Annotated in this window: 19 protein-coding genes; 10 read left to right on the top strand and 9 right to left on the bottom strand. The window is 42.2% G+C overall.

Annotation, left to right across the window (positions count from 1 at the left end):
• Nucleotides 1–52 precede the first annotated feature (52 nt).
• From QOL44_RS03670 to QOL44_RS03645, 6 genes are all read left to right on the top strand, one after another.
• Entirely contained in the window at nt 53–376 is a 324-nt protein-coding gene (locus QOL44_RS03670; RefSeq protein WP_009060592.1) for a hypothetical protein, read from the top strand.
• Between the two features lie 78 nt (nt 377–454).
• Nucleotides 455–1,867 carry an alkaline phosphatase D family protein gene (locus QOL44_RS03665; protein ID WP_228343255.1) on the top strand — a complete coding sequence of 471 codons (1,413 nt, stop codon included), beginning with the start codon at nt 455–457 and terminating at the stop codon, nt 1,865–1,867.
• Between the two features lie 93 nt (nt 1,868–1,960).
• Nucleotides 1,961–2,581, top strand: coding sequence for an MIP/aquaporin family protein (locus QOL44_RS03660; protein WP_009060588.1), 621 nt, complete (start codon nt 1,961–1,963; stop codon nt 2,579–2,581).
• Between the two features lie 325 nt (nt 2,582–2,906).
• Entirely contained in the window at nt 2,907–3,113 is a 207-nt protein-coding gene (locus QOL44_RS03655; protein WP_134373255.1) for a hypothetical protein, read from the top strand.
• 91 nt (nt 3,114–3,204) lie between these two features.
• Nucleotides 3,205–4,242, top strand: coding sequence for a hypothetical protein (locus tag QOL44_RS03650; RefSeq protein ID WP_045086692.1), 1,038 nt, complete (start codon nt 3,205–3,207; stop codon nt 4,240–4,242).
• A gap of 57 nt (nt 4,243–4,299) precedes the next feature.
• A complete protein-coding gene (locus QOL44_RS03645) occupies nt 4,300–5,640 on the top strand; it encodes a hypothetical protein (protein ID WP_045086693.1) in 1,341 nt (446 codons plus the stop codon).
• 117 nt (nt 5,641–5,757) lie between these two features.
• Here the strand turns inward: QOL44_RS03645 and QOL44_RS03640 are convergent, their stop codons facing one another.
• The 8 genes from QOL44_RS03640 to QOL44_RS03605 form a co-directional block, all read right to left on the bottom strand.
• Nucleotides 5,758–5,997 (bottom strand): hypothetical protein, encoded by a 240-nt coding sequence (locus QOL44_RS03640; RefSeq protein WP_009060010.1) that lies wholly within the window; start codon nt 5,995–5,997, stop codon nt 5,758–5,760.
• Nucleotides 5,998–6,513: 516 nt separating this feature from the next.
• Nucleotides 6,514–7,131, bottom strand: a complete 618-nt coding sequence (locus tag QOL44_RS03635; RefSeq protein ID WP_009060012.1) for a hypothetical protein — start codon at nt 7,129–7,131, stop codon at nt 6,514–6,516.
• Nucleotides 7,128–8,531 carry a selenium-binding protein SBP56-related protein gene (locus QOL44_RS03630; RefSeq protein WP_009060014.1) on the bottom strand — a complete coding sequence of 468 codons (1,404 nt, stop codon included), beginning with the start codon at nt 8,529–8,531 and terminating at the stop codon, nt 7,128–7,130. Before QOL44_RS03630 ends, QOL44_RS03635 begins: the two co-directional genes overlap by 4 nt.
• A 166-nt stretch (nt 8,532–8,697) precedes the next feature.
• Entirely contained in the window at nt 8,698–10,317 is a 1,620-nt protein-coding gene (locus QOL44_RS03625; RefSeq protein WP_045086694.1) for an IS1634 family transposase, read from the bottom strand.
• 467 nt (nt 10,318–10,784) lie between these two features.
• On the bottom strand, nt 10,785–12,188 hold the full coding sequence (locus QOL44_RS03620) for a bifunctional 2-methylcitrate dehydratase/aconitate hydratase (RefSeq protein ID WP_009060759.1): 1,404 nt from the start codon (nt 12,186–12,188) through the stop codon (nt 10,785–10,787).
• A 62-nt stretch (nt 12,189–12,250) separates the two neighbouring features.
• Nucleotides 12,251–12,940 (bottom strand): ribulose-phosphate 3-epimerase, encoded by a 690-nt coding sequence (gene rpe, locus QOL44_RS03615; protein WP_009060760.1) that lies wholly within the window; start codon nt 12,938–12,940, stop codon nt 12,251–12,253.
• A 74-nt stretch (nt 12,941–13,014) separates the two neighbouring features.
• On the bottom strand, nt 13,015–14,079 hold the full coding sequence (locus QOL44_RS03610; protein ID WP_009060762.1) for an NADH:flavin oxidoreductase/NADH oxidase: 1,065 nt from the start codon (nt 14,077–14,079) through the stop codon (nt 13,015–13,017).
• 28 nt (nt 14,080–14,107) lie between these two features.
• Complete coding sequence (locus QOL44_RS03605; RefSeq protein WP_009060763.1) at nt 14,108–14,905, bottom strand: hypothetical protein; 798 nt, start codon at nt 14,903–14,905, stop codon at nt 14,108–14,110.
• Nucleotides 14,906–14,925: 20 nt separating this feature from the next.
• On the opposite strand from QOL44_RS03605, the gene QOL44_RS03600 reads away from it, so the two are divergent.
• The 3 genes from QOL44_RS03600 to QOL44_RS03590 all read left to right on the top strand — a co-directional run bounded on the left by QOL44_RS03600 (nt 14,926) and on the right by QOL44_RS03590 (nt 18,797).
• Nucleotides 14,926–16,014, top strand: a complete 1,089-nt coding sequence (locus QOL44_RS03600; protein WP_009060765.1) for a pyridoxal-phosphate-dependent aminotransferase family protein — start codon at nt 14,926–14,928, stop codon at nt 16,012–16,014.
• A 693-nt stretch (nt 16,015–16,707) separates the two neighbouring features.
• Nucleotides 16,708–17,379, top strand: coding sequence for a response regulator transcription factor (locus QOL44_RS03595; RefSeq protein ID WP_009060767.1), 672 nt, complete (start codon nt 16,708–16,710; stop codon nt 17,377–17,379).
• Nucleotides 17,380–17,411: 32 nt separating this feature from the next.
• Nucleotides 17,412–18,797 carry a HAMP domain-containing sensor histidine kinase gene (locus tag QOL44_RS03590; protein ID WP_045086945.1) on the top strand — a complete coding sequence of 462 codons (1,386 nt, stop codon included), beginning with the start codon at nt 17,412–17,414 and terminating at the stop codon, nt 18,795–18,797.
• A 7-nt stretch (nt 18,798–18,804) separates the two neighbouring features.
• Here QOL44_RS03590 and gpmA read toward each other — a convergent pair whose 3' ends face one another.
• The gene (gene gpmA, locus QOL44_RS03585) at nt 18,805–19,554 is read right to left on the bottom strand and encodes a 2,3-diphosphoglycerate-dependent phosphoglycerate mutase (RefSeq protein ID WP_009060771.1); all 750 of its coding nucleotides are present in this window, start codon (nt 19,552–19,554) and stop codon (nt 18,805–18,807) included.
• A 159-nt stretch (nt 19,555–19,713) separates the two neighbouring features.
• On the opposite strand from gpmA, the gene QOL44_RS03580 reads away from it, so the two are divergent.
• On the top strand, nt 19,714–21,036 hold the full coding sequence (locus QOL44_RS03580; RefSeq protein ID WP_228343261.1) for a TolC family protein: 1,323 nt from the start codon (nt 19,714–19,716) through the stop codon (nt 21,034–21,036).

The following is a 21,036-nucleotide window of genomic DNA, read 5'->3' as shown; positions in this document are numbered from 1 at the left end:
AAGATATTATAATACAAGACCCTAAGAAAGGGTTAAAACTTCGAGAATACAAATGAAACATTTAAAGACGGTCTTTATCCTAACACTAAGCCTTTTCTTTGGCGTATCGATCATTAGTGGCAAAGCACAAAGTACTCAACCAACCACTCAAACCCAGAACAACCCACAGGGAATTACAACAAAGGAAGACAAAAACACCGGCCAAAATCAATCTAAGGAAGGGAAAAAACATCACAACAAAACTACAACAGGAAAGAAAACGAAGAAAAAAATAAAGAAAGATACAAAAAAATTTGGCCATGATGTGGAAAAGTCATTCAAAGATGTAGGGGGAGAAATGGAAAAAGGCTTTACTGGGAAAAGAACCATCAAATAGATTGTGTGTTTTAACGATTGACCTTTAGAAAGAAAAGAAAAATTATGTTGCTCTTTTTCTTTTCTTTCTATGAGGTCGATGTTTTATAAAGTCTTTTTTCTATTTTGTCTTTTTAATTGTGTTTCTCTTTTTGTATGTGGAGGAAAAACAGAAGGCAATTTTTTTCCTTATGGTGTTGCCAGTGGTGATCCCACCACAAACTCTGTTATCCTTTGGAGCCGGATTGAAAGTTCGATTTCTACCATTGATGTTCAATATGAAGTCGCCCTGGATCCTGAATTTAAAAAACTCATAGCCAGTGGCATTGTTTCAACTTCTCCTGAAATCGATTATACCTTAAAAAAAGAGGTGCAAGGTCTCGAACCTGCAAAGATCTATTACTACCGATGGTCTTGGAATGGGCATTTTAGTCCGATAGGACGAACAAAAACATTGCCGCTAAAAGCTGAAAAGATTCGAATAGCTCTAGCCAGCTGTCAGCATTACGGGGCGGGATTTTATACAGCCTATAAGTACATGCTACAAGACAATCCTGATTTTATTATTCATCTTGGTGATTGGATCTATGAATTTCCGGTGTATGGAACAGTTTGCGCTAGGCCAGATCCGGTAGGCATAGCCTTTGATCTTGCCACCTACCGAGCAAAACACAGGCTTTATCGGACTGATCCTGATCTTCAGGAAGCCTTAAGAAATTTTCCTTTATTTGCCATATGGGACGACCATGAGGTGCAAAATGATTATGCTGGAAGAGCTCTTTCATTCTATAACCCCGATCGAATGAAAGCAGCTTATCAAGCTTTTTTTGAATATTTGCCTATTCGACAACAAAAAGAATGGAAACTTTTCCGGTCTTTTAAAATCGGTAATCTTCTAGAGTGTTTTCTTACAGATGGCAGACAATATCGAGAAGAAGATGTTTGGCATCCTGCCTTCCATGCTCCAGTAGAAGCGACGATGCAGGCATCGGCACCTGGAAGATCGATGCTTGGATCTGAACAAAGAAATTGGCTCATTGACTCTTTGAAATCAAGCCATGCCCAATGGAAGTTTATTGCCAGTGGGGATATGATGATGGATATCAAATTAGGAGGTAAACCCATAAACTTAGATCAATGGGATGGATTCGCATGGGAAAGGAACGAGATTTTAAAGACAATACGTGACAATCAGATCCGTAATGTTGTTGTATTGAGTGGGGATACTCATGTTTTCTCTTTTGGCAAACTACTACTTGATGGAGAGGAAATAGCTTGCGAAATTGGAACTGCAGGAATATCTTCCCCGGCTGGCAAAATCGAAGGCAAAGAGAAAATTCTCAAAGAGAACCCTCATATTCTTTTTAACGATACAGAGCATCGCGGTTATGTGTTAATAGAAATAAGTCCCAGTGGTTGCATCGGCTATTTCTATGGAATAAGCACTGTACTAAATAAAGAGGGGGAAAGAATACTTCTTAAGGAAATCCACATTCCTAGTCGTTTTAAATAATAGATGAATTATTTTTTGTGTGTGTTGAACACTAAAGCCTTGTATAATTTCCATTTCTTAGCAAAACTTTCGGATCATTCTTTTTTCTAAATCATGAATAAGTACATCGTTGAATTTATCGGAACCTTTTTTCTTGTTCTAACTATTGGATGCACTGTCTTAGTAAGCGGTGGAATTCCTCCCTTGGCAATCGGTTCGGCTTTAATGGTTATGATATTTTCAGGAGGCCATATTTCTGGAGGCCATTTCAATCCAGCAGTTACTCTTGGCGTCTGGTTACGTGGCCGATGCCATTCAAAAGATGTCCTACCCTATATGTTTTCGCAGTTTCTTGGGGCTCTAGCCGCTGCACAGCTTGTTAGGCTTTTTAGAAAGCCTCCTTCAACGCCAATGTCTATCGATTTGCTTCCAGCTTTTGCCGCAGAATTTCTCTTTAGTTTTGCCCTAGTATTCGTAGTTCTTAATGTTGCTACAGCAAAGGGAACGGCCGGAAATTCCTTTTATGGTCTTGCCATCGGGATGACCGTCATGGTTGGTGCCTTTGCTGTGGGAGACATATCGGGAGGGGTATTCAATCCTGCAGTAGCCCTAAGTATTTGTTCTCTTGGACTTGTGGCAATCAAAAATCTCTGGTTATATCTGATTGCAGATTTCCTAGGCGGTTTTGTGGCTGCTCAAACTTTTAAGATCGTAAGCAAGGAGGACGCTGCCTAAAAGCAGGATTAAGCTTACTTACAACATATCCTGATCTTTGTTCCTTCTTAAGAGATTTTTTATATGAATAAGTGATCCTTCTGCCACCGCCCCATAGGTCATGGCCTATTGAAAAGATAAAGGACATGACCAATGAGTGAAAAGAAACTTTCATGGGAGGAAGCGGTTCGGCTCGGCAAGGTCCAAAGAGTAAGCCCAGAAAGAACTAGAGAACTGCGGGAGGACTTTGAAAATAACCAGAAGCCCAAGACTTCTCAGAGAGCTATATACCTATCATCAAGAAGACTTAAGGAAGTTAGGCATCCCCCAGGAGGATATAAACGCAATGGTAGAGGAAACCAAATCTGGGAAGATAATTTATCATCCTCCCAGAGGCTGGGAATTGGATCATATCATCCCCTTGTTTCTTTCAGGATTGCTAGAAAACCCCAATGGCAGCAAGAATATTGTGCTTATACCCGTGGATATTCATGAATTAAAAACCAAGTACATTGACAATAAAATAAACCTACAAAGTTTAAAACACTTCTAGTTATTCTATTTATAATTGCAAGGAAGAGCCCGTTAGTGATGGTAGTTTATTGTGCTGCGCATAAAAAAACAGAAAAAAGAAAGGGAAATCTATGCCAATTACTCCAGAGTTCCAAGCTTTACTGGAAAAGCTTAAGTCCTGTCAAAAAGAGCATCCTTATATCGAATTAGATCCTCCGGCCGCTCCTGAGGCTATTGAACAATTAGACAAAGCCTGCCAAGAGACATTTGGGGTAGCCCTACCCCAGGACTATAAAGACTTTCTAGCTTATGCCAAGTTCATTAGTTTTGGCTATGGTTGGCTTTATAGTGCGGAGATCCTTCTTGAGACAAACTCAGAGCTGAAAGCCCGTTTTCCAGACTTGCTTCCTCCGTATCACCTACAATTAGGCAGGTGTAAGGGCCGGAGATATAATTACGATGGGGTATCCCAGCGTTATTATATATACTACTTGGGACCTATGGGAGTAATTTATCCCAAGGGGGTAAAAAAGATCCCCCCGGAAGGGATCAAAGTGTTTTATGTGGATCTCTATTCGCTACTCAAAGAGGAAGTAGAGTATTTTTTCCGTCATCTTTATACGGCACCAAGGCTTTTGGAGCCCAGGGAGATTGAGCTGATTCAAAAAATAAGGAGTACTTTTGAGTACACCTACGAAACCTCCTTTCTTCCGCCGGCCTCTTTCAAAGCCATTGAAAAAGCAGACCGACAGTTCCGCGAGGAATTTGGAGTGCCCATTCCAGAGTTTTATAAGAAATTTTTGGCTTTCAGCAATGGGTTCAGGAGTGATTTATACACTTTTTTTCATATCCCTGACGAAGACTCTCCTGTGGAATGGCTAAAGAGCGAAGAACATGATGAGGAGCTCTATTTTATTAATAAGGATTTTCTTATTCCTCATAATCGCTACTACAGGGTGTTAAAATGGGACGATGAGGAAGCAAAAGAAATGTTCTTTAATCCTAATTATTTCATCTTTGGACAGCATAGGAATTTTCTAGAAATTACGTGCGCCTATGATATGAGTACCCACTGCTTCTTTACCCTTCATCACTATTTTCATGATCTTAAAGAGGAATATCCTGATCTTTGTTCCTTCTTAAAGGAGATTTTTTATATGAATAAGTGATCCTTCTGCCACCGCTCCATAGGTCATGGCCTATTGAAAAGAAAAAGGACATGACCAATGAGTGAAAAGAAACTTTCATGGGAGAAAGCGGTTCGGCTCGGCAAGGTCCAAAGAGTAAGCCCAGAAAGAACAAGAGAACTGCGGGAGGACTTCGAAAATAACCATAAGCCAAGCCTTCTCAGAGACCTATATACCTATCGTCAAGAAGACTTAAGGAAGTTAGGCATCCCCCAGGAGGATATAGACGCAATGGTAGAGAAAACCAAATCAGGGAAGATAATTTATCATCCTCCCGAAGGCTGGGAATTGGATCATATCATCCCCTTGTTTCTTTCAGGATTGCTAGAAAACCCCAATGGCAGCGAGAATATTATGCTTATGCCCGTGGATATTCATGAATTAAAAACCCAGTACATTGACAATAAAATTGAGGAAACACTGAGGAAGTTAGGAGAAAGGTATGAAGGCTATCCTCGCTTTGGAGTGGGGAGAACCTTTGAGTATCCTTTTTTTCAGTTTCTTGATCCCATACAAGTCATTGGGAAGATAAGGGCTTTTGACCGAAGAAAATGTAGTGATATTGGTAAAAATGATTTTATAGAGGCTGGGAATCACATTTTTAATGATAAAGAGTATGAATATGCAAAAAAGAATTATGATCGCCAAAAAATTAAGCCCCGAAGAAAAATTCCAAAGGTTTTAGGCTGGCTAGGTCCGCTTGCAACAGTTTTAGGCGTGGGTGAAGAAGCAAAAGCTGCCGTAACTGAAGGGAAGGAAACAGGCCAGTGGGGAGAAGCTATAGGCAAGGCGGTGGCAAGGATAGGGCTACCGCTGATTGGAAGTAGTGTTGGAGGGGCAGCAGGAGCAACCCTAGGCTCGCTTATCTTTCCTGGGACAGGGACAATAGCGGGAGGCTTGCTAGGAATGGGTATGGGTGGGTTTTTTGGAGGAATAGCTTCGGACAGGGCTCAAGAGTTGATCGATAGAGTGTCTCAACCTGCCCCTCTTTACAAGCATGAATACCTAAGAGCCGCAAAAGCAGCAGAAGAAGAACAGCTGCAGAAAGAAAAACAAAGGGAAAGGACTGAAGAAAAAGCAATGCCGCCAGTACAAGGGGTGGGTATCGAAAAAGTATCAGAGCAAAGAGCTGAGCCAGATAAAGAAAGAAAAGAAGAAAAACAGCAAGCTTCTCAGTCAAAAAGAGCCCTTAGCGTAGAAGAAACGGTTGCCAAAATCTATGAAGAGCTAGGAATCCGTAGGGATAATAGAAAAGTAGAGCAGAAAGACCCAGAAAAAATCATTGAAGAGATAGAAAAAACAGCCCACCCCTCCCCTTTTTACTTCTATAATCCAAACTTTATAGGAAAATCGATGGAAAAGAGAGGTAGGGAAAGATAAAGGAATCTTCAATGATTTTATGCGCCATCGAACGCTTTTTATTATCTTGAGCTAACCCATGTTTGGTGAAAATTTCGTAAGTTATTGATTATCAATGGTCATTTTTTCAATGTGTCACTATGTGGGGGTTTTAGAGGTTCTTTTTTTGAGTTTCCAAGGCTCTAAGGAGCTGATTCTTAGCGCACAAAAGAACTTATAAGCCTCCACTGATTCCTTCTCTAAGTTCCCCGTCATCTTCCGAGGCTCTTTCCTCCAAAGCTCCACAAGCCAGTCCACATGCAGAGCCAAAAGCTCCTCCGCTAGAAGATTGGCAATCGGCCGCTGCTTAATCTTCCCTCGATCGTAGTAGCTCTCCACCAGCCAAACATACTAGTCCATCTTCCCGTTTGGCTGCCGAATTGGCACGATCCGCAAAAACATAAAGAGACATTATCTAAAAACGCCAACAAATGCAAGGATAATAGAGAAATAACTTAAAAAAAGTTATTCACAATGTAGCACTATGTTTTTATAATAATCTCTTTCTCTCCTCTGTAGCACCCCAAAATCAGCCCATTTTGACCAAACATAAGCTAGCTGTTCGGCACCCCTTGCCTTAGGCTAAAAAAACCTTTCCAGTGCGTGTCACTGATCCTTCTCACTTATTTCCTGGCAGTGGAGACTTTTGCGGAGCGATCCCATCCACTTTTTCCAATCCCCTCGTACAGTATCCTCACTAGGGTAGGATCGCCGGTTTGCCTGAGTCCGTTTGGAAGACCTCTTCCCTTTCCAATGCTTTTTGATATTGCTTGTTGATGTTCTGACCGGTTAGTGGTCTAAATTCTTTGGCGAATGGTGATCCGCCCTGCCGATTATAACTATATTGGGATGCTCCTAGTTTAAAGCAATCCAGCTACCTGCTGCGAACAGAGCAGCCGACCAGAGCAAATCAAAATTGATCCATTTTCTATAAAGCACTTTCAAAAGATCGCTCCTATACACAATAGTAGCAATGACAAAAACCGCTAAAAAATAGCCAAGGGTATGAATCGCCGGGGGAATAAAAAGTTGTGCAGTAATACCAGATGGCTGCAGCCAAAAAGCAAAAGATCGACCGCAGAGAGAGGAGCCAACAAGGAGCATCAAACCAGCCCCATGAGCAGAAGCCATCAGGAAAGACCAATAGATCAGATCGGCTACACCGACATTCATCCCAACCCATTTAGGATGCCTTGCACGAATGAGCCAGTAAAATGCAAAACTGAATAAAGCTATAACAGCTATCCACTTAATCCATTGTAAAGAAACCCATTTTCCCAAAAGCAAAAAGAAGGCAAAATAGGAGCCTATCGACAAAAAATGACCTGTTAATAAGGCTATGGCTGACCGAATGATCCATCTGAAACTATTATGCTGTAGGGCAAGAGCAACCGAAAAAAGCCAACCCATTGCTGGATTTAGTCCATGAAAAATACCTATTCCAAGATAGTAGCCGAGGCTTTCAATGCTCATGGAAAACAAAAAGAATCTGTTGATGAATCACCCCCTTGGAGCCGGACTTGATGAGGTCTAAATCCTGGGAATTCCACAAAGAAATCCTTTTCCAACTCAAAGCTTTCAGCCTTAATCTTTACTAACCAACCTTCTATTCCAGCTGGATAAAACTGTTCATCCCAAGCCCAGTAAAGAGAATTAGTCAAATAAATTCTTTTGCCATCTCGACTGATTTCTACCATTTGAGGACCACCAAGAAGCGGCTTTTGCGGTTTTTTTGGATGCGGCGTTCTATCAACAATCCCTCCAATTTTAATACAACCTTCAAGAACAGGATGAAAGGGATCGCTGACATCATACTTATGCAGTTCTCCAGTTCCCCAGCAGGAAACATAAAGATATTTATCATCTAAAGAAAGATCGATGTCTGTCACCAAAGGAGGGACCATACCAAATGGTTGTAAGAGAGGGGGAAGCGCTTCTGGATCGGCTTTCAAAGCTGGAATTTCAATTACTTTTTTAATCTGCCAATCGTTTTTTTCTTTAAACCATAACCATACGGAAGCGGATAGATCTTTCCTAGAAATTACTACTCCCAAAAATCCATAGAGTCTCCTAGGATCATGTGCAGGCCTTACTTCTAAAGCCATTTGATATTCATTTCCCAGATCTAAAGCTTTTAAATGCTTTCTTTTTCTTAAATCCCAAACATGAAGGCTGTGACCATATTGACCATCCATTAGGAGGCTCCCCACAACCCCATTTTCTATCATAGGTGGAGTTCCCCATTCACTACTCAAAAGAATATCCTGGTTGATATGCCACCAAAAATCATAGGCATAATATTGAGGACCTCTGTCTATTTCCCACATCCCCAAAGGCTCAAAAGAAAAATGATCCATAACAAAAATTCCTCCTGGCCCCTCGCCTTTATTATTGCCTAAAGCACTGATGTAAATTCCATCAGGCCCACAATGGACGGTATGAGGTCGGGAGTATCCAGTTCTCTTCATTAATGTTTCTGGTTCTATAATCTTGGAAATCGATGGGAAACTTGGATCAGGTTTTGTATCGATAATATAAATGCGGGAAGATCTTAATCCAGGCACGATAAGATATCTTCTTTCAAGGTGCGGATGCGGAGCATTCGGACAAAGTGCACTGCTACAAGCATTCCAGCCATAATGATGCAGCTCATCACCGCTGTAAGGCACTTCCAACAAGCTAAGGATTTGAGAGTAACTTTTAGAATCAGGATCCACATCGATCACAGCCAACACGTCTCCTCTATCTTTATTCGGATGATCTGAAGATAGAGCTTTAGGATTAAAAGCCACTACATAAGCAAGTTTTTCTGGTGGCGCATCCATTGCCAACCTTGCAGAGGGATAAAATGTAGGATCTATAGTCCAATTCATAATGTTCCTTATAAGAGAAAATATTGGAAAATATATTCCTTAAAAATAAGATTTAAAGAGATATTTTGTTAGAGCATATTGAGAATGGTGTTTGTAGATTAACCCATCTTCCGCAACGTTGCGTCATAAGTGATTGCAACAGAACGAAATAGATTTTTCTTTCTGCCTACATTGCCCACTTGGGCGGAGAAGTGAAGAGAGAAAGTAGATCGAGCTTTTGAAGTAGGGCATTCAACTCTGGGGGAATCTGAGAGAAGAGCCCAATCAGCGGTTGTCCTTTTAGAGAGAGGTTGACCAAGCGGATCGTCTGAAGACGCCGAAGCACCTTGGGCACCTCTTCGGTAAAGCCCTTAGCCCCCCATTCGGCTCCGAGCCGCGCACTTATCCAGAAGGCCAGGAAGCAGATCCTTACATGGTTGCGGACCCGGTCCGGTCGCCAGTGATAGACGGGACGGACTTCCAGGTAACTCTTGAGCTCCGAGAAAGCGGCTTCGACCACAGCCAGCTGCTTATAGTGGGTGAGCACCGCCTGGCCCGAAGCCTTGGTCGCCGGGAGATTGGTCTCCAAGAGATACCAGCCGTCAGTCGCCTCTTCTTCCTTGACCCGCTCCTGATCCAGTTTCCACCAGAACCGGCCGCTTGCGTCGACGCCGTACTGGAAGTATTTGTGCGCTTGGAGCCTCTGCAACGCTCGGCCGACCCGGCTGCCGAGATTCACGGGATTCACCCCTCGGCGTGCCGCCTTCGTGATCTGGCGGAGCACCTCTTCTGCTTGGGCAATGCGGCTTTGCCGCCGTTCGCGATCCCGCTGAGCCCGCCATTCTCCTCCCGCAATGACATAGCGCACTCCCTCCTGTTCGATCTCCAGTACCCGCGTCCGGTCCGTTAGCCAAAGCTGCCGGTCTTCAGGCAGACGACTGAGAATCTCCTGAAGCTTGGCCCGAGTCGACCGGGTCACGTACTCCAGCTCCATGCCAGTCAGGATCTCCAAGTTCCAACAACTCCTCCTCCCCCCGTCGAAGACGAAGGTCGCCTCTTGAATCCCAAACCTCCGTCTGAGCGTGACCAAGAGCCCCGTCAAGGTCGTGCGGTCCGCCCGATTCCCTCTCAGCACTTCCACATGGAACGGAATCCCCCGACCATCCGTAGCCACCGCCAGAAGAACTTGTCGCCGATCCTGCCGGTGATCCCGACTATAGCCATATTGCGCCAGTCCCTCAGGACCCTCCCCTTCGAAGTAAACACTTGATAGATCGTAGAGCACCAGGCTCGCCCCCTGCGGTTGACTCCCTTGGTAAAGCTTCTTCTCAATCCCACTCCAACAGCCGTTCAACTCATCCATCGCCCGGTAGAGCTCGTCCTCATCCAGATCCTTCTCCTCGAGCCCACAAGCCTTGGACAGAAGAGTCCCCCGCGCTTCCTCCCGAAGGGCCAGCTTCGAGGAAGGAAAGAGAATCCGGCCAAAAATCATCGCCTTCAAAAGCCTTCGTTTCCGCTCCGAGCCAACATTGGCAAAGACTTCATCGAGGCCAAAGCGACCCCAGGCTTCTTCGAGAACGGCCAATCCTCCGTAATCAAGTGCCTCCTGGACTTCGAGCCCCTCTACAGGGACAAGACGCTTCTTTTGCAAGGCCGCCGCCAGCACTTCCCGAGCTTCTTCCGGCAACCGGGTCACGTTGGCGATCCGGCGTGTCTTCACCTGCTTCCCCACCCGGTAGGACTCTCGGACAATATAGGACCTGTAAATCTTCCCTTTGTGGCGTGTGCGGACCTCCTGCAAGTACATGCCTATCAGGCTAACATTTTTCCACTACGATGCCTACAAAATAATAGAAAAATAATAAATTATTGAGGCCTACACAAATATACATAAGTCATTGATACATCAACAAAATGGTCAAAAACTTGCGGAAGATGGGTTAAACACTACAGGGTCATAAAAAGATGCTTTATTGCTGCATCCTAACGCTCTTTTGCTAGTCAAAGTTAATGAATTAAGACCTAACCGATGAATCACTTGGAGTTGCTATGCAAGCGATAAAAAGAAAGCCAGCCAGTCTTTATGAGCAATAACCAATCTTGCACTATCTTAAAACCAAACCAAAATAAGCAATAACCCCAAACTTCTAACCCTGCCTGCCACGTTGAGTTACTTTACCTATAAATGCAGCACTGAGCATGGTGTCTGTTGCTCGGAAGTAACAACAGTCCATTGAATTGATTTTTAATTATGAATCTTTTAAGAACAGGTGTCTAAATATCTGGAACAAATAGAGAAGCCAGTTCAGATGAGCTTTTGCAAAAAAACTTTTCTTTATTAAGATAAAGATCGAGAATTTGTTTTTTTCTTTCTTCAGAAAAAAGATTATCCAAAGAACTTTCTATCTTCTGCAACAATACCTTTTGAAATTCATTTCTTCTTTTAGGATGTCCAAGGGGATAGAGGATCTCTTTTTTTATCGTTGCAGTGCCATCTTCAAAAAACACTTGTATGGCATTAGGAACAGCCATCTTTTCTGGATCATAATAATCGGAGGTATAGGCCTTATCCTCAATAGTTACCATCCTTTTTCTTAGCGCATCAATCCGCGGATCTCTTGCCACCTCATCTTCGTATAGATCTTGAGTCACCCTGCCGTACAACAGAGCTATGGCTACAATGTATTCCAAACAGTGATCACGATCGGCTGGATTGTGAAGAGGACCTTGCTTATGAATAATTCTGATCGCCGGCAACTGTGTATGAATCTCAATCCGACGTATTTTTTCAAGTTTAGGAAGAACTTCTTCTCTAAGTTCCAAAGCTGCTTCTATTGCACTCTGGGAATGATATTCTGCTGGAAAAGGTTTGAAAAGAACATTTTCCATGACAAAATGCGAAAGTGGTCTATCTATAACGATTGGTGCTCCTCTTAGCAGAGCATCTGAAAATCCCCATTGAGGAAGAGAAAGCACATTGGGATAAGCCATTTCCCCTTTGATCGCCATAAACGCTAACCATACCGCTCTTCGAACAGCATCTGCTGCTGCCCAAGACTTTCTCCATCCTGTAGCTGGTGCATGTCGATAAATTCTTAAGGGAGCTCCATCCACAAAACTGTTGCTTAACGCACTCATTACTTCTCTTTCTCCTCCCCCAAGGATGGATGTTACGATGGCTGCCGAAGCCACACGAACAAAGGCAACATGGTCTAAGCCAAAACGATTCAAAGAGTTTTTTAAGGAAAGGATCCCTTGGATTTCGTGAGCTTTGATCATCCATTCCAGAATTTTTAACCCACTTATCTTTTCTTTTTTAATCCTCTCCATGTACTGTGTGCATGCGAAAATTCCACCCAAATTATCCGAGGGATGCCCCCATTCTTGAGCCAACCAAGCATCATTGTAATCAAGCCAACGGACTGCGCAGCTAATAGCATAGGAAGCATTGAGGGGATCAGCCTTAAGCAAAGTCCCTGGAATAACACAGGTTCCAGGAGAATCAAAAAGTGGGGTCATTCTCCGGCGACATTCTTCAGATTTAACCCCGTGGAACAGGCAAGCAAGAGCATCCCAAAAACAAAGATAGGCATTTTCAATGGCACTGACACTAAAATCCTTGCTATGAAGAGCATAGCTACAAATTTCTTCCAATACCTGATCACCTTCAATGTTCATCGGGATGCATCCTTTCTTTCGTATTCCGTCTCTCTTCTAGTTACACCCATTCTAAACCAATCTCAAGGGAAAGCCTTCTCAATACTTTCCCTTAGTTGTAAAATATTTTCTTTGACATTTCCTTTAAAAACAGCGGAACCAGCAACCAATACATCAGCTCCAGCTCTTACAATTTCAGTAGCATTGGCAGGTTTCACTCCTCCATCAATTTCAAGCCAGGCTTTTGATTTTACCGCATCAAGCATCTGCCTGAGTCGTTCCACTTTCCTTGTACTAGTTGGAATATATTCCTGTCCACCAAATCCAGGATTCACCGACATGATTAGAATTAAATCAGCATACCAAATAATTTCTTCAAGGCTCACCAATGGAGTTGCTGGATTCAATGTTACTCCCGCCCTAACTCCTAAGTCATGGATCAACTGAACTGTCCGATGCAAATGAGGGCAGGTTTCTACATGAACAGTTATAATGTCAGCGCCCGCCTTGACAAAATCAGGAATATAGCGATCAGGATTTTCAATCATCAAATGCACATCCAACGTTGTTCCTGTTGCTTTTTTTAAATTTCTAAGAGCTTCGACAATCAAAGGACCGATTGTAATGTTTGGAACAAAATGACCATCCATTACATCAATATGAAGCCAATCTGCCCCAGCATCTAGTGCTTCTTTGGCATGGGCTTCTAACCGAGAAAAATCAGCAGACAAAATAGAAGGAGCAATTTTAATATCTTTAGAACTCATTTTCATGCTCTATGATTATCTTGGTTCTATATATGCAATTACAAATAAAATTTCTTTTTTCTAAAAAGAAAATGACGATATTACGATGGTCTAGCTCGCAAATACTGAGCGGGCCATGAAACTTTAACTCCCAGGGCATTCGCAGCCTTCAAAACCCAGTAAGGCTCTCTGAGTAGCTCTCTAGCCAAAAAAACGCAATCGGCTTTATTTTCAGAAAGAATACCCTCAGCCTGCCAGGGATCGGTGATCATCCCTACAGCACCCGTCATAATGCCCACCTGTTTACGAATCGATGCAGAGAATGGAACTTGATAGTTAGAACCAACCGGTATAGGGACATTAATCAGCCCACCACTAGAACAATCAATCAGATCAACTCCAATCTCTTTAAGCTTATGACAAAAGGAAATCGACTGCTCAAGATCCCAACCATCTTTATGCCAATCAGATGCTGAAATGCGTACAAAAACAGGGAGATCTTGAGGCCACAGGGATCGAACAGCCTTCGCAACAATAAGAGGAAATCTCATCCTGTTTTCTAGACTTCCTCCAAATTCATCAGTCCGCTTATTAGACAGCGGGGAAAGAAATTCATGAAGCAAGTAGCCATGAGCCATATGGATTTCCAAAACTTGGAATCCAGCTTTTCTTGCCCGTTGTGTCGCTCGGGCAAAATCCTCTTCCACCCTATGGATATCTTTGTGGGTCATCTCTATGGGTGTAGGAGAAAGCGCATCAAAAGGTATGGGGCTTGGCGCTATAGGGATCCAGCCGTTTCTTTCAGGAGGAACTGGAGCCCCTCCAAACCATGGCTTATCAGTAGAAGCCTTTCTACCTGCATGAGCAATCTGTATCCCAGCAACCGCGCCTTGTTTGGAAATAAAATTGACGATTGGAATAAAAGGCTCAATATGCCTATCAGACCAAATACCTGAATCAAAAGGGGTAATTCTGCCTTCTGGACTGACTGCTGTCGCTTCAACCATCACTAAACTCACTCCTCCTACAGCTCTTGAACCTAGATGGACAAGATGCCACTCATTTACAAATCCTTCTTCAGCCGAATACATACACATTGGAGAAAGGAAAATTCTGTTTTTAAAACGGACTGAACGGATACAAAAAGACTCAAACAGCTTGCTCATAGTTCCTTTTTTTCTCAGTTATTTGTTTTTAGTTGCTGCCAATCTGCTGAGGCAATTTAAAATCTTTCATTGAAATAATCTGTCTAGCATGAGATTGTCCAAATATGTATTTAAGTCGGTATTCTAGATCGAAAAGAGAGGGCATATATCCAAAGAGACCCTTTTCAGCATTGGCGTGATAGTGAATATCAAGCTTATCGACAACCGCAATAAACCATGCCATGGCTACCGGTTTGGGTAGCCTGCCTTCTACATACAGAACTGAAAAATCATCTTTACTAATCCATATTTTACCTTGAACAGAGTTGATCAGCTTTTCTATCTTAGACTGATAGGGTTGGTTCGGTTTTGGATCAAAACCGATAATGTATGAAGCCAGTCCATGCCATTGGTTCATTCCTTCGTAATGTAATTCAAATCGGGGAACAAGATTCCGAAGCGAAAGATAATCTGAGACTAAGTTAGCCGTTTGAGCTTTTTGAATGTCTTTGGTGCTCATCTTTCGGAAAGACAAAGTCCCACTATTTGGATCAGCTGACAAAAGAAAGCCCTCTCCAGGTTTGACTAGAAATTCAAGACGGTCTGTCTTCAGAGGCTTTCCAAAAGCGTCTAATTTTTGAAGTTCGATTTTTTCCTGATACTCCAACCCAAGCATAGCTTTGGTCATAAGCTCGTTTTGGGAGATGGCACGGCTGACGATTTCTTCAAGGGTTATGGAAGGTTTATGAATTTGCGGATCCTTATGTTGGCTATTGGCAAAGGACAATCCATACGTCAACAAAAGCAAGATTTCAAAAACAACAACTATCATTTGCTTTTTTTTCATAAGAAAGATATTTTGACGGAATGTCGAACCACATAAAACTTTTTATACCTGGTCCCACTGAAGTATCTAAAAAGACTTTCGAAGCTTTTGCAAGTCCAATGATCGGACACAGAAGCAAGGATTTCCAAGCTCTTTATCGTGAAGTCCAATCTGGACTTCAGAAACTATTCTATACGCAAAGGCCTGTGTTTTTCAGTACAAGTTCAGCTTGGGGAGTCATGGAAGCTGCCATACGAAATCTCGTTCAGAAAAAAGTGCTTTGCTGTATGAATGGAGCTTTCTCTGACAAATGGTTTGATGTAGCAATCCGCTGCGGTAAAGAAGCAGATAAGCTTCAGTATCCATGGGGAAAGCCAATTGATCCTAGTGATTTAAAAAACCGTTTAAATTCGAACGCATATGATGCAGTAACTTTCATTCATAATGAAACGTCAACGGGAATGATGAATCCTCTTTTTGAAGTCGCTGCCGTCATGAAAGAATTTCCAGATGTTTCTTTCATCGTAGACTGTGTCTCTTCCTTCAGTGTTCTTAAAATTCCTTTTGATGATCTGGGAATAGATGTCATGCTAACGGGCACTCAAAAAGCTTTGGCTTTGCCTCCCGGCGGAGCTCTTTTTGCCGTATCGCAAAAAGCAATGGCTAAAGCTGAAAAAACACCAGCCAGAGGATATTACTTTGATTTCCTTGAGTTTCAAAAGAATCACGACAATTCCATGACTCCCAGTACTCCTTCCATCAGTCTCTTTTATGCATTGAAAAGTAAAATAGCAGAAATTTTCGAAGAAGGACTTGAAAACAGGTATCAAAGACACCTCACTATGGCTTTGATGACTAGACAATGGGCCAAGGAAAGGGGCTTTGAGCTTTTCCCACAAATTGGATATGAATCGATTTCTTTGAGTTGTATCAAAAACAATCTAGGGATTGATATTCCTCAATGGATTCAACTCCTTAAAAATCGTTTTAGCATGACTATTGATGGAGGCTATGGGAAAATAAAAGGACAGACTTTTAGGATTTCTCATATGGGAGATGAGACCCCTAAAACCATTGGCAATCTATTGGATAATCTGGATGAGTGCTTACAAGAACTTAAGAAAGCTTGATGGTGTTCAGTTTGCATTATAAAGTAATGCCTCACAAGCGGCATATGCGTGACTTGCGCCACAAGGGGATGGACCAAATTAGTAGGTTTTGCAAAGAAGAGGGCATACAGTCGCTTTTTTTCGACAACTCTGAGGAGGGATAAGTCGTCCTTACAGCTAGCGCATAAGCCAGTAGGAATACGGCAAGGACATCAATTAGCTACAACAGAAATCAGGTAAATACCGCATTGTGTGCTTCACTTGAGGAGGAACCTGGCAGCTAAAGAGGGCGTACTGCATGTGGCCATTGCCACAAGCCCAAAGGGAGGAACTCTCGATGCAAAGCCCATGAATTGGAGAGTTACAAGGACAGTGTAGGCTTGATCAACATGGATCCTATCAGCTATAGTCAAATAGTGTCGTTGCCCAAAGACATTACGTGCGCCCTGGTAGTCTCCCGCGTAGTAGCAATCTGTACATGGGCCAACGTTTTCTTGCCTCAATTGCAAACATCAAGCAACATACTGGCACGGGCGCAGGTTCCCTACTATGGGAACAGCCCAAAACTTGTGAAAAGGGGTTAGAAGTTCATCCTTTTTAGGGGATATGGGAATGTCACCAATAGAAGTGCTCTATCCACAGGAATTTTTCTTTTGAACATTGACTCTTTCCAAAGAGAGCTTTTAATCCTATCTTTGAGAAAGAACTGTGGGCATGCGTATTCTTGTCGTCGAAGATGAAGGAAAAATCTGCCGATTCATTGCCAAGGGATTGGAAGCAGAGGGTTTTGTGGTTGATACTTGCAGCCGAGGTGATGAGGCTCTTCTTCAATTGCTCACCACCCCTTATGATGCAGCGATCTTAGACATTATGCTTCCAGGACCAGATGGGATCAGTGTCCTTAAGGCTGTTAGGGAAAAAGGGGTTCATCTTCCTATTCTTTTATTGAGTGCAAGAAGCCAAACAAGAGACAAAATAGAAGGGTTGAACAGTGGTGCTGACGACTACCTTCCAAAACCTTTTTCTATGGATGAGCTAGTAGCTCGTTTAAGGGCCTTAATCCGAAGAACGGCAGGTGTCGGTCTCTCTGTTTATAAAGTAGGGAATTTGACGCTGAATTTGGTAACAAGAGAGGTGTTCCGCGGCCAAAAGAAAATCGATTTAACGGCAAAGGAATTTTCCCTTCTTGAGCTACTAATGAGAACACCAGGAAGAGTTTTCACGAGGACTCAAATTTGTGAACATGTTTGGAATTATCATTTTGATCCTGGAACAAACCTTGTGGATGTCTATATCCAAAAGCTGCGCAAAAAGATTGACGAATTTGAAGAACAAAAATTGATACAAACTGTTCGGGGTGTTGGGTACAAAATAGAAGCCGTCTAGGAAAACCAGCTGTGGCCATTTCTATTGTTGCTATGAAAAACCTTCCTCTAGGCTGGAAGATAGCCCTTTGGACCGCTTTTTTAGTTGGAGCCTCTCTTCTTTCATCTGGAATTGTCGCTGGCTTGACCCTCTATAGAGAGTTGATTGAAAGTACAGACCAAGAGTTGAAAACCGATTCCATTGAATTGTTCGGTCTTTTAACCGAAAAGCCTGCCTCTTTCTTTTCTTCCAAAGACTCTTTTTCTTTGAATATTAATCCCTTCGAAGAAAGCTCCATTCTCGAACTGTCTTATTCTGATCCAGCAATGGTCTACAAATCGCCACTCCTAGCTGGTAAAAACCTCTTTGAAGACCATGCAATCAACAGTTTTTTTTATGCACAACTTGGAGATGGCCTCTATCGCGTATTTTATACTGAAAAGAACGGTTATAAGCTTGCTCTTGGAAAAAAGATGCTTTCGATCTATGAAATCCTCACGGAAGCTTCCTACGCCTATCTACTATCTGCCCCCTTCGCTTTGATCCTCTCCACATTTGGAGGATGGTGGATCTCTAGAAAGGCTTTGCTACCCATCCGTCAAATGACCTCTACCCTTGAACAGATCAGAGCTTCGGCTTTGCATCAAAGACTTTCCATTCCAGCCCTAGATCCGGATCTTAAAAGACTCGTTACGATCCTCAATGAAATGCTTGGAAGATTGGAAGAGGCTTTTCAAAGAGAAATTAGACTCACCGCTGATGCCTCCCACGAATTAAAAACACCCCTAACCATTTTAAAAAACGAGTTGGAATCAGCACTCCAAAGAACTGATATAGATTGTCAAACTGAAAAAACGTTTCTGAACTTATACGAACAAGTACAATCTTTAAGCTCCATTACGCAAACACTTCTTTTTTTATCTAATTTGGATAGAGACAGTTCTTTTATAAAACCAACTCGTATTGACCTATCCCAAATCCTCAACGAAATTTTAGAAGACACCGCTATTCTTGCTGCCTCCAAAGGGATCACTATTGAAAAGCAACTGCCCCAATCGACTCCCATGATTGCCGACGAAGACCTCATACGCCGACTTTTATGGAATATCTTTGACAATGCCATTCAGTACAATATTTCTGGGGGATACATAGGCGTGAGCTTGCAACTTAAAGGTACTGACCGATGCCTTCTTCAGATAAGTAACAGTGGGCCTGTAGTACCTGAAGAAGAAAGAAAAAAAATTTTCGAACGGTTTTACAGAGGGAAGAATGCTACTGAACATGGAATTTCTGGACATGGATTAGGTCTTAATTTGTGTAGGGAAATTGTTCTCGCCCATAAAGGAGAAATTACCTACTTGATTGATGAAAAAGGACACAACCAGTTTTCCCTCCTGCTTCCAACAGGTTGTGGCAATGAATCAGAGAAAAAAAACTAGCTGATTTTTAGCTAGTTGCTTTGCCTTGGTTGGCCACCCTTTGTTCGGCTTTCTTGATCTCTTGAATATCTCCAAGATAATAGGAAGTAAGTTTTCTTCCTTTCTCATCGAGTTCATAAACCAAAGGAAAACCTGTTGGGATATTCATTCCAACAATCTCTTTGTCACTGATACTCTCGATATGCTTTATTAGGGCACGGATACTGTTCCCATGGGCAGCAATCAATACCCTTTTTCCAGAGAGAACTTCGGGAAGAATCTTCTCTGTCCAGTAGGGCACAGTTCTCTCTAATGTGTCTTTTAGACTTTCAGCTGAGGGAATACTTTCAGGAGGCAGGGATTTATAGCGAGGATCAAACTTAGGATGTCTTGGATCGTTCAAATCTAATACTGGTGGTCTAATGTCATAGCTTCTGCGCCATAACAGCACTTGCTCTTCACCATATTTTTTTGCCATTTCAGATTTATTGAGTCCTTGTAGTGCCCCATAATGCCTTTCGTTAAGCCGCCAACTTTTTTCCACAGGAATCCACATCAAGTCCATTTTATCCAGGACGATCCAAAGCGTTCGGATTGCCCGTTTTAAAAGGGATGTGTAGGCAATATCAAAGACAAAATTCTCTTCTTTTAGTAACCTTGCGGCGTTTTCTGCTTCTTCTATTCCATGGGCAGATAAATCAATGTCGGTCCAGCCCGTAAACCTGTTCTCCTTATTCCATAGACTTTCACCATGACGAAGAAAGACAACTTTCATCATTTATTATGGGTCGAAATTAGCAAAAAAGAAAAATTAATTTTTTTTCATGGAAACGATTATTCTTTCTTTACTTTACCAATCCATGTTTTCTCTAAAGAAGATAGTTAAAAAAGCTGGTTATTTTCCAGAACAGTAGGCATGAGTTTCCACATAATAGTCATGAAAATAGGTTATGGCATGCAACTGCTTAGCACCTGGATTTTCTGTTTTGTCGCCTTTGATTGCTTATATGGAGCAGAGAACAAAGAAAGACTTTTAAAAAAGCTGGTTGATCAAGCCCTTACAGTCGATCCCACTGTCCATTATTTTTATATGGAAATAGAAGCAGCAAAAGGTCAACAAATTCAGGCTAGACTATTTCCTTTCCCTCAGTTCATTGGATATATTGGGCCATGGAATAGCAGTGGCTCTATTAATGCTCCTTCGGCTTTCATTCCCTATGGCTATCAGTTATACCAACTTTACCAACCCCTTCCATTTCCTGGAAAGCTTAAATCTCATAAAGAAATAGCTCATCTAGACCGGGAAATTGCTGAGCTTATTTTTTTAAGATACAAATTATTTTTAGCCTTCAAAGTCTATTCCCTTGTTTACAGTATAGGCCTTACCAACGAAAATCTTCGAGTAACAGAAGAAATCATCGAAAGGTTCTCAGCGTTGATTGCTTTTTTGTCACAAAGACCTAAGATTGGTATCCAAGGTCTTATTGAACTAAGAATTCTTCAGGGAGGTTTAATTAGTTTTCTCCAGAGCCAAAGGGATCAGCAACAAAACCTGACTACTCTCAAATCCCAACTCAACGCCCTTTTAAATCAATCTCCTTTAACCCCCTTACCTTCGAACATCCTTCCTGAGAGAACTTTCCCTAAGCTAAATCTGGAATCACTACGACGTTTGGCATTAACTCACAACCCTACCATTCTTATCAATGATCTTTTAATCCACAGGGCTGAAAAAGAGCTCTACTTAGCCAAGCTAAATGCCTATCCAGATTTCACTGCTGGTCCTTTCTGGGAATACAACAAAGGAATCAATACCGATCAGGGAGGTGGGATTACCTTTACTGTAGGGATTCCTTTCAGTGGTTCAAATGTTCCAGGTCAAGCCGGATTTGCCTGGACAACAAACAAAGGAAACATTATCAGTGCACAAGCAAAAGTATCCCAAGCTCATTCCATATACAATGCTACTGTTCAAATGATTAATTCTTTGCTTGGCTCCCGATTTGCTGTTTATGAAAAAGCTCGAGAACAGCTCCTGTCATTGCCTTCAGAAAAAATTTTAGAAAAGCTGAAACAGGCAGCATCTATTGCAGAAAGACAGTATCGAGTAGGATCGATTGATATTAACCGCTTTCTAGCAGTCCAAAAACAATATCTAGCGGTTTCTTTATCAATCAGAAGTACTGAAATCGATCTGCTCTCAACTTTTTACGAATTAGAGAACATTGTCGGAATAGAACCTAGCCAAACTATATTTTAA

It is taken from the genome of Candidatus Methylacidiphilum fumarolicum, from assembly GCF_949774925.1.
GTDB classification, from domain to species: Bacteria; Verrucomicrobiota; Verrucomicrobiia; order Methylacidiphilales; family Methylacidiphilaceae; genus Methylacidiphilum; species Methylacidiphilum fumarolicum.
This window is presented reverse-complemented; position numbering and strand designations above follow the sequence as displayed.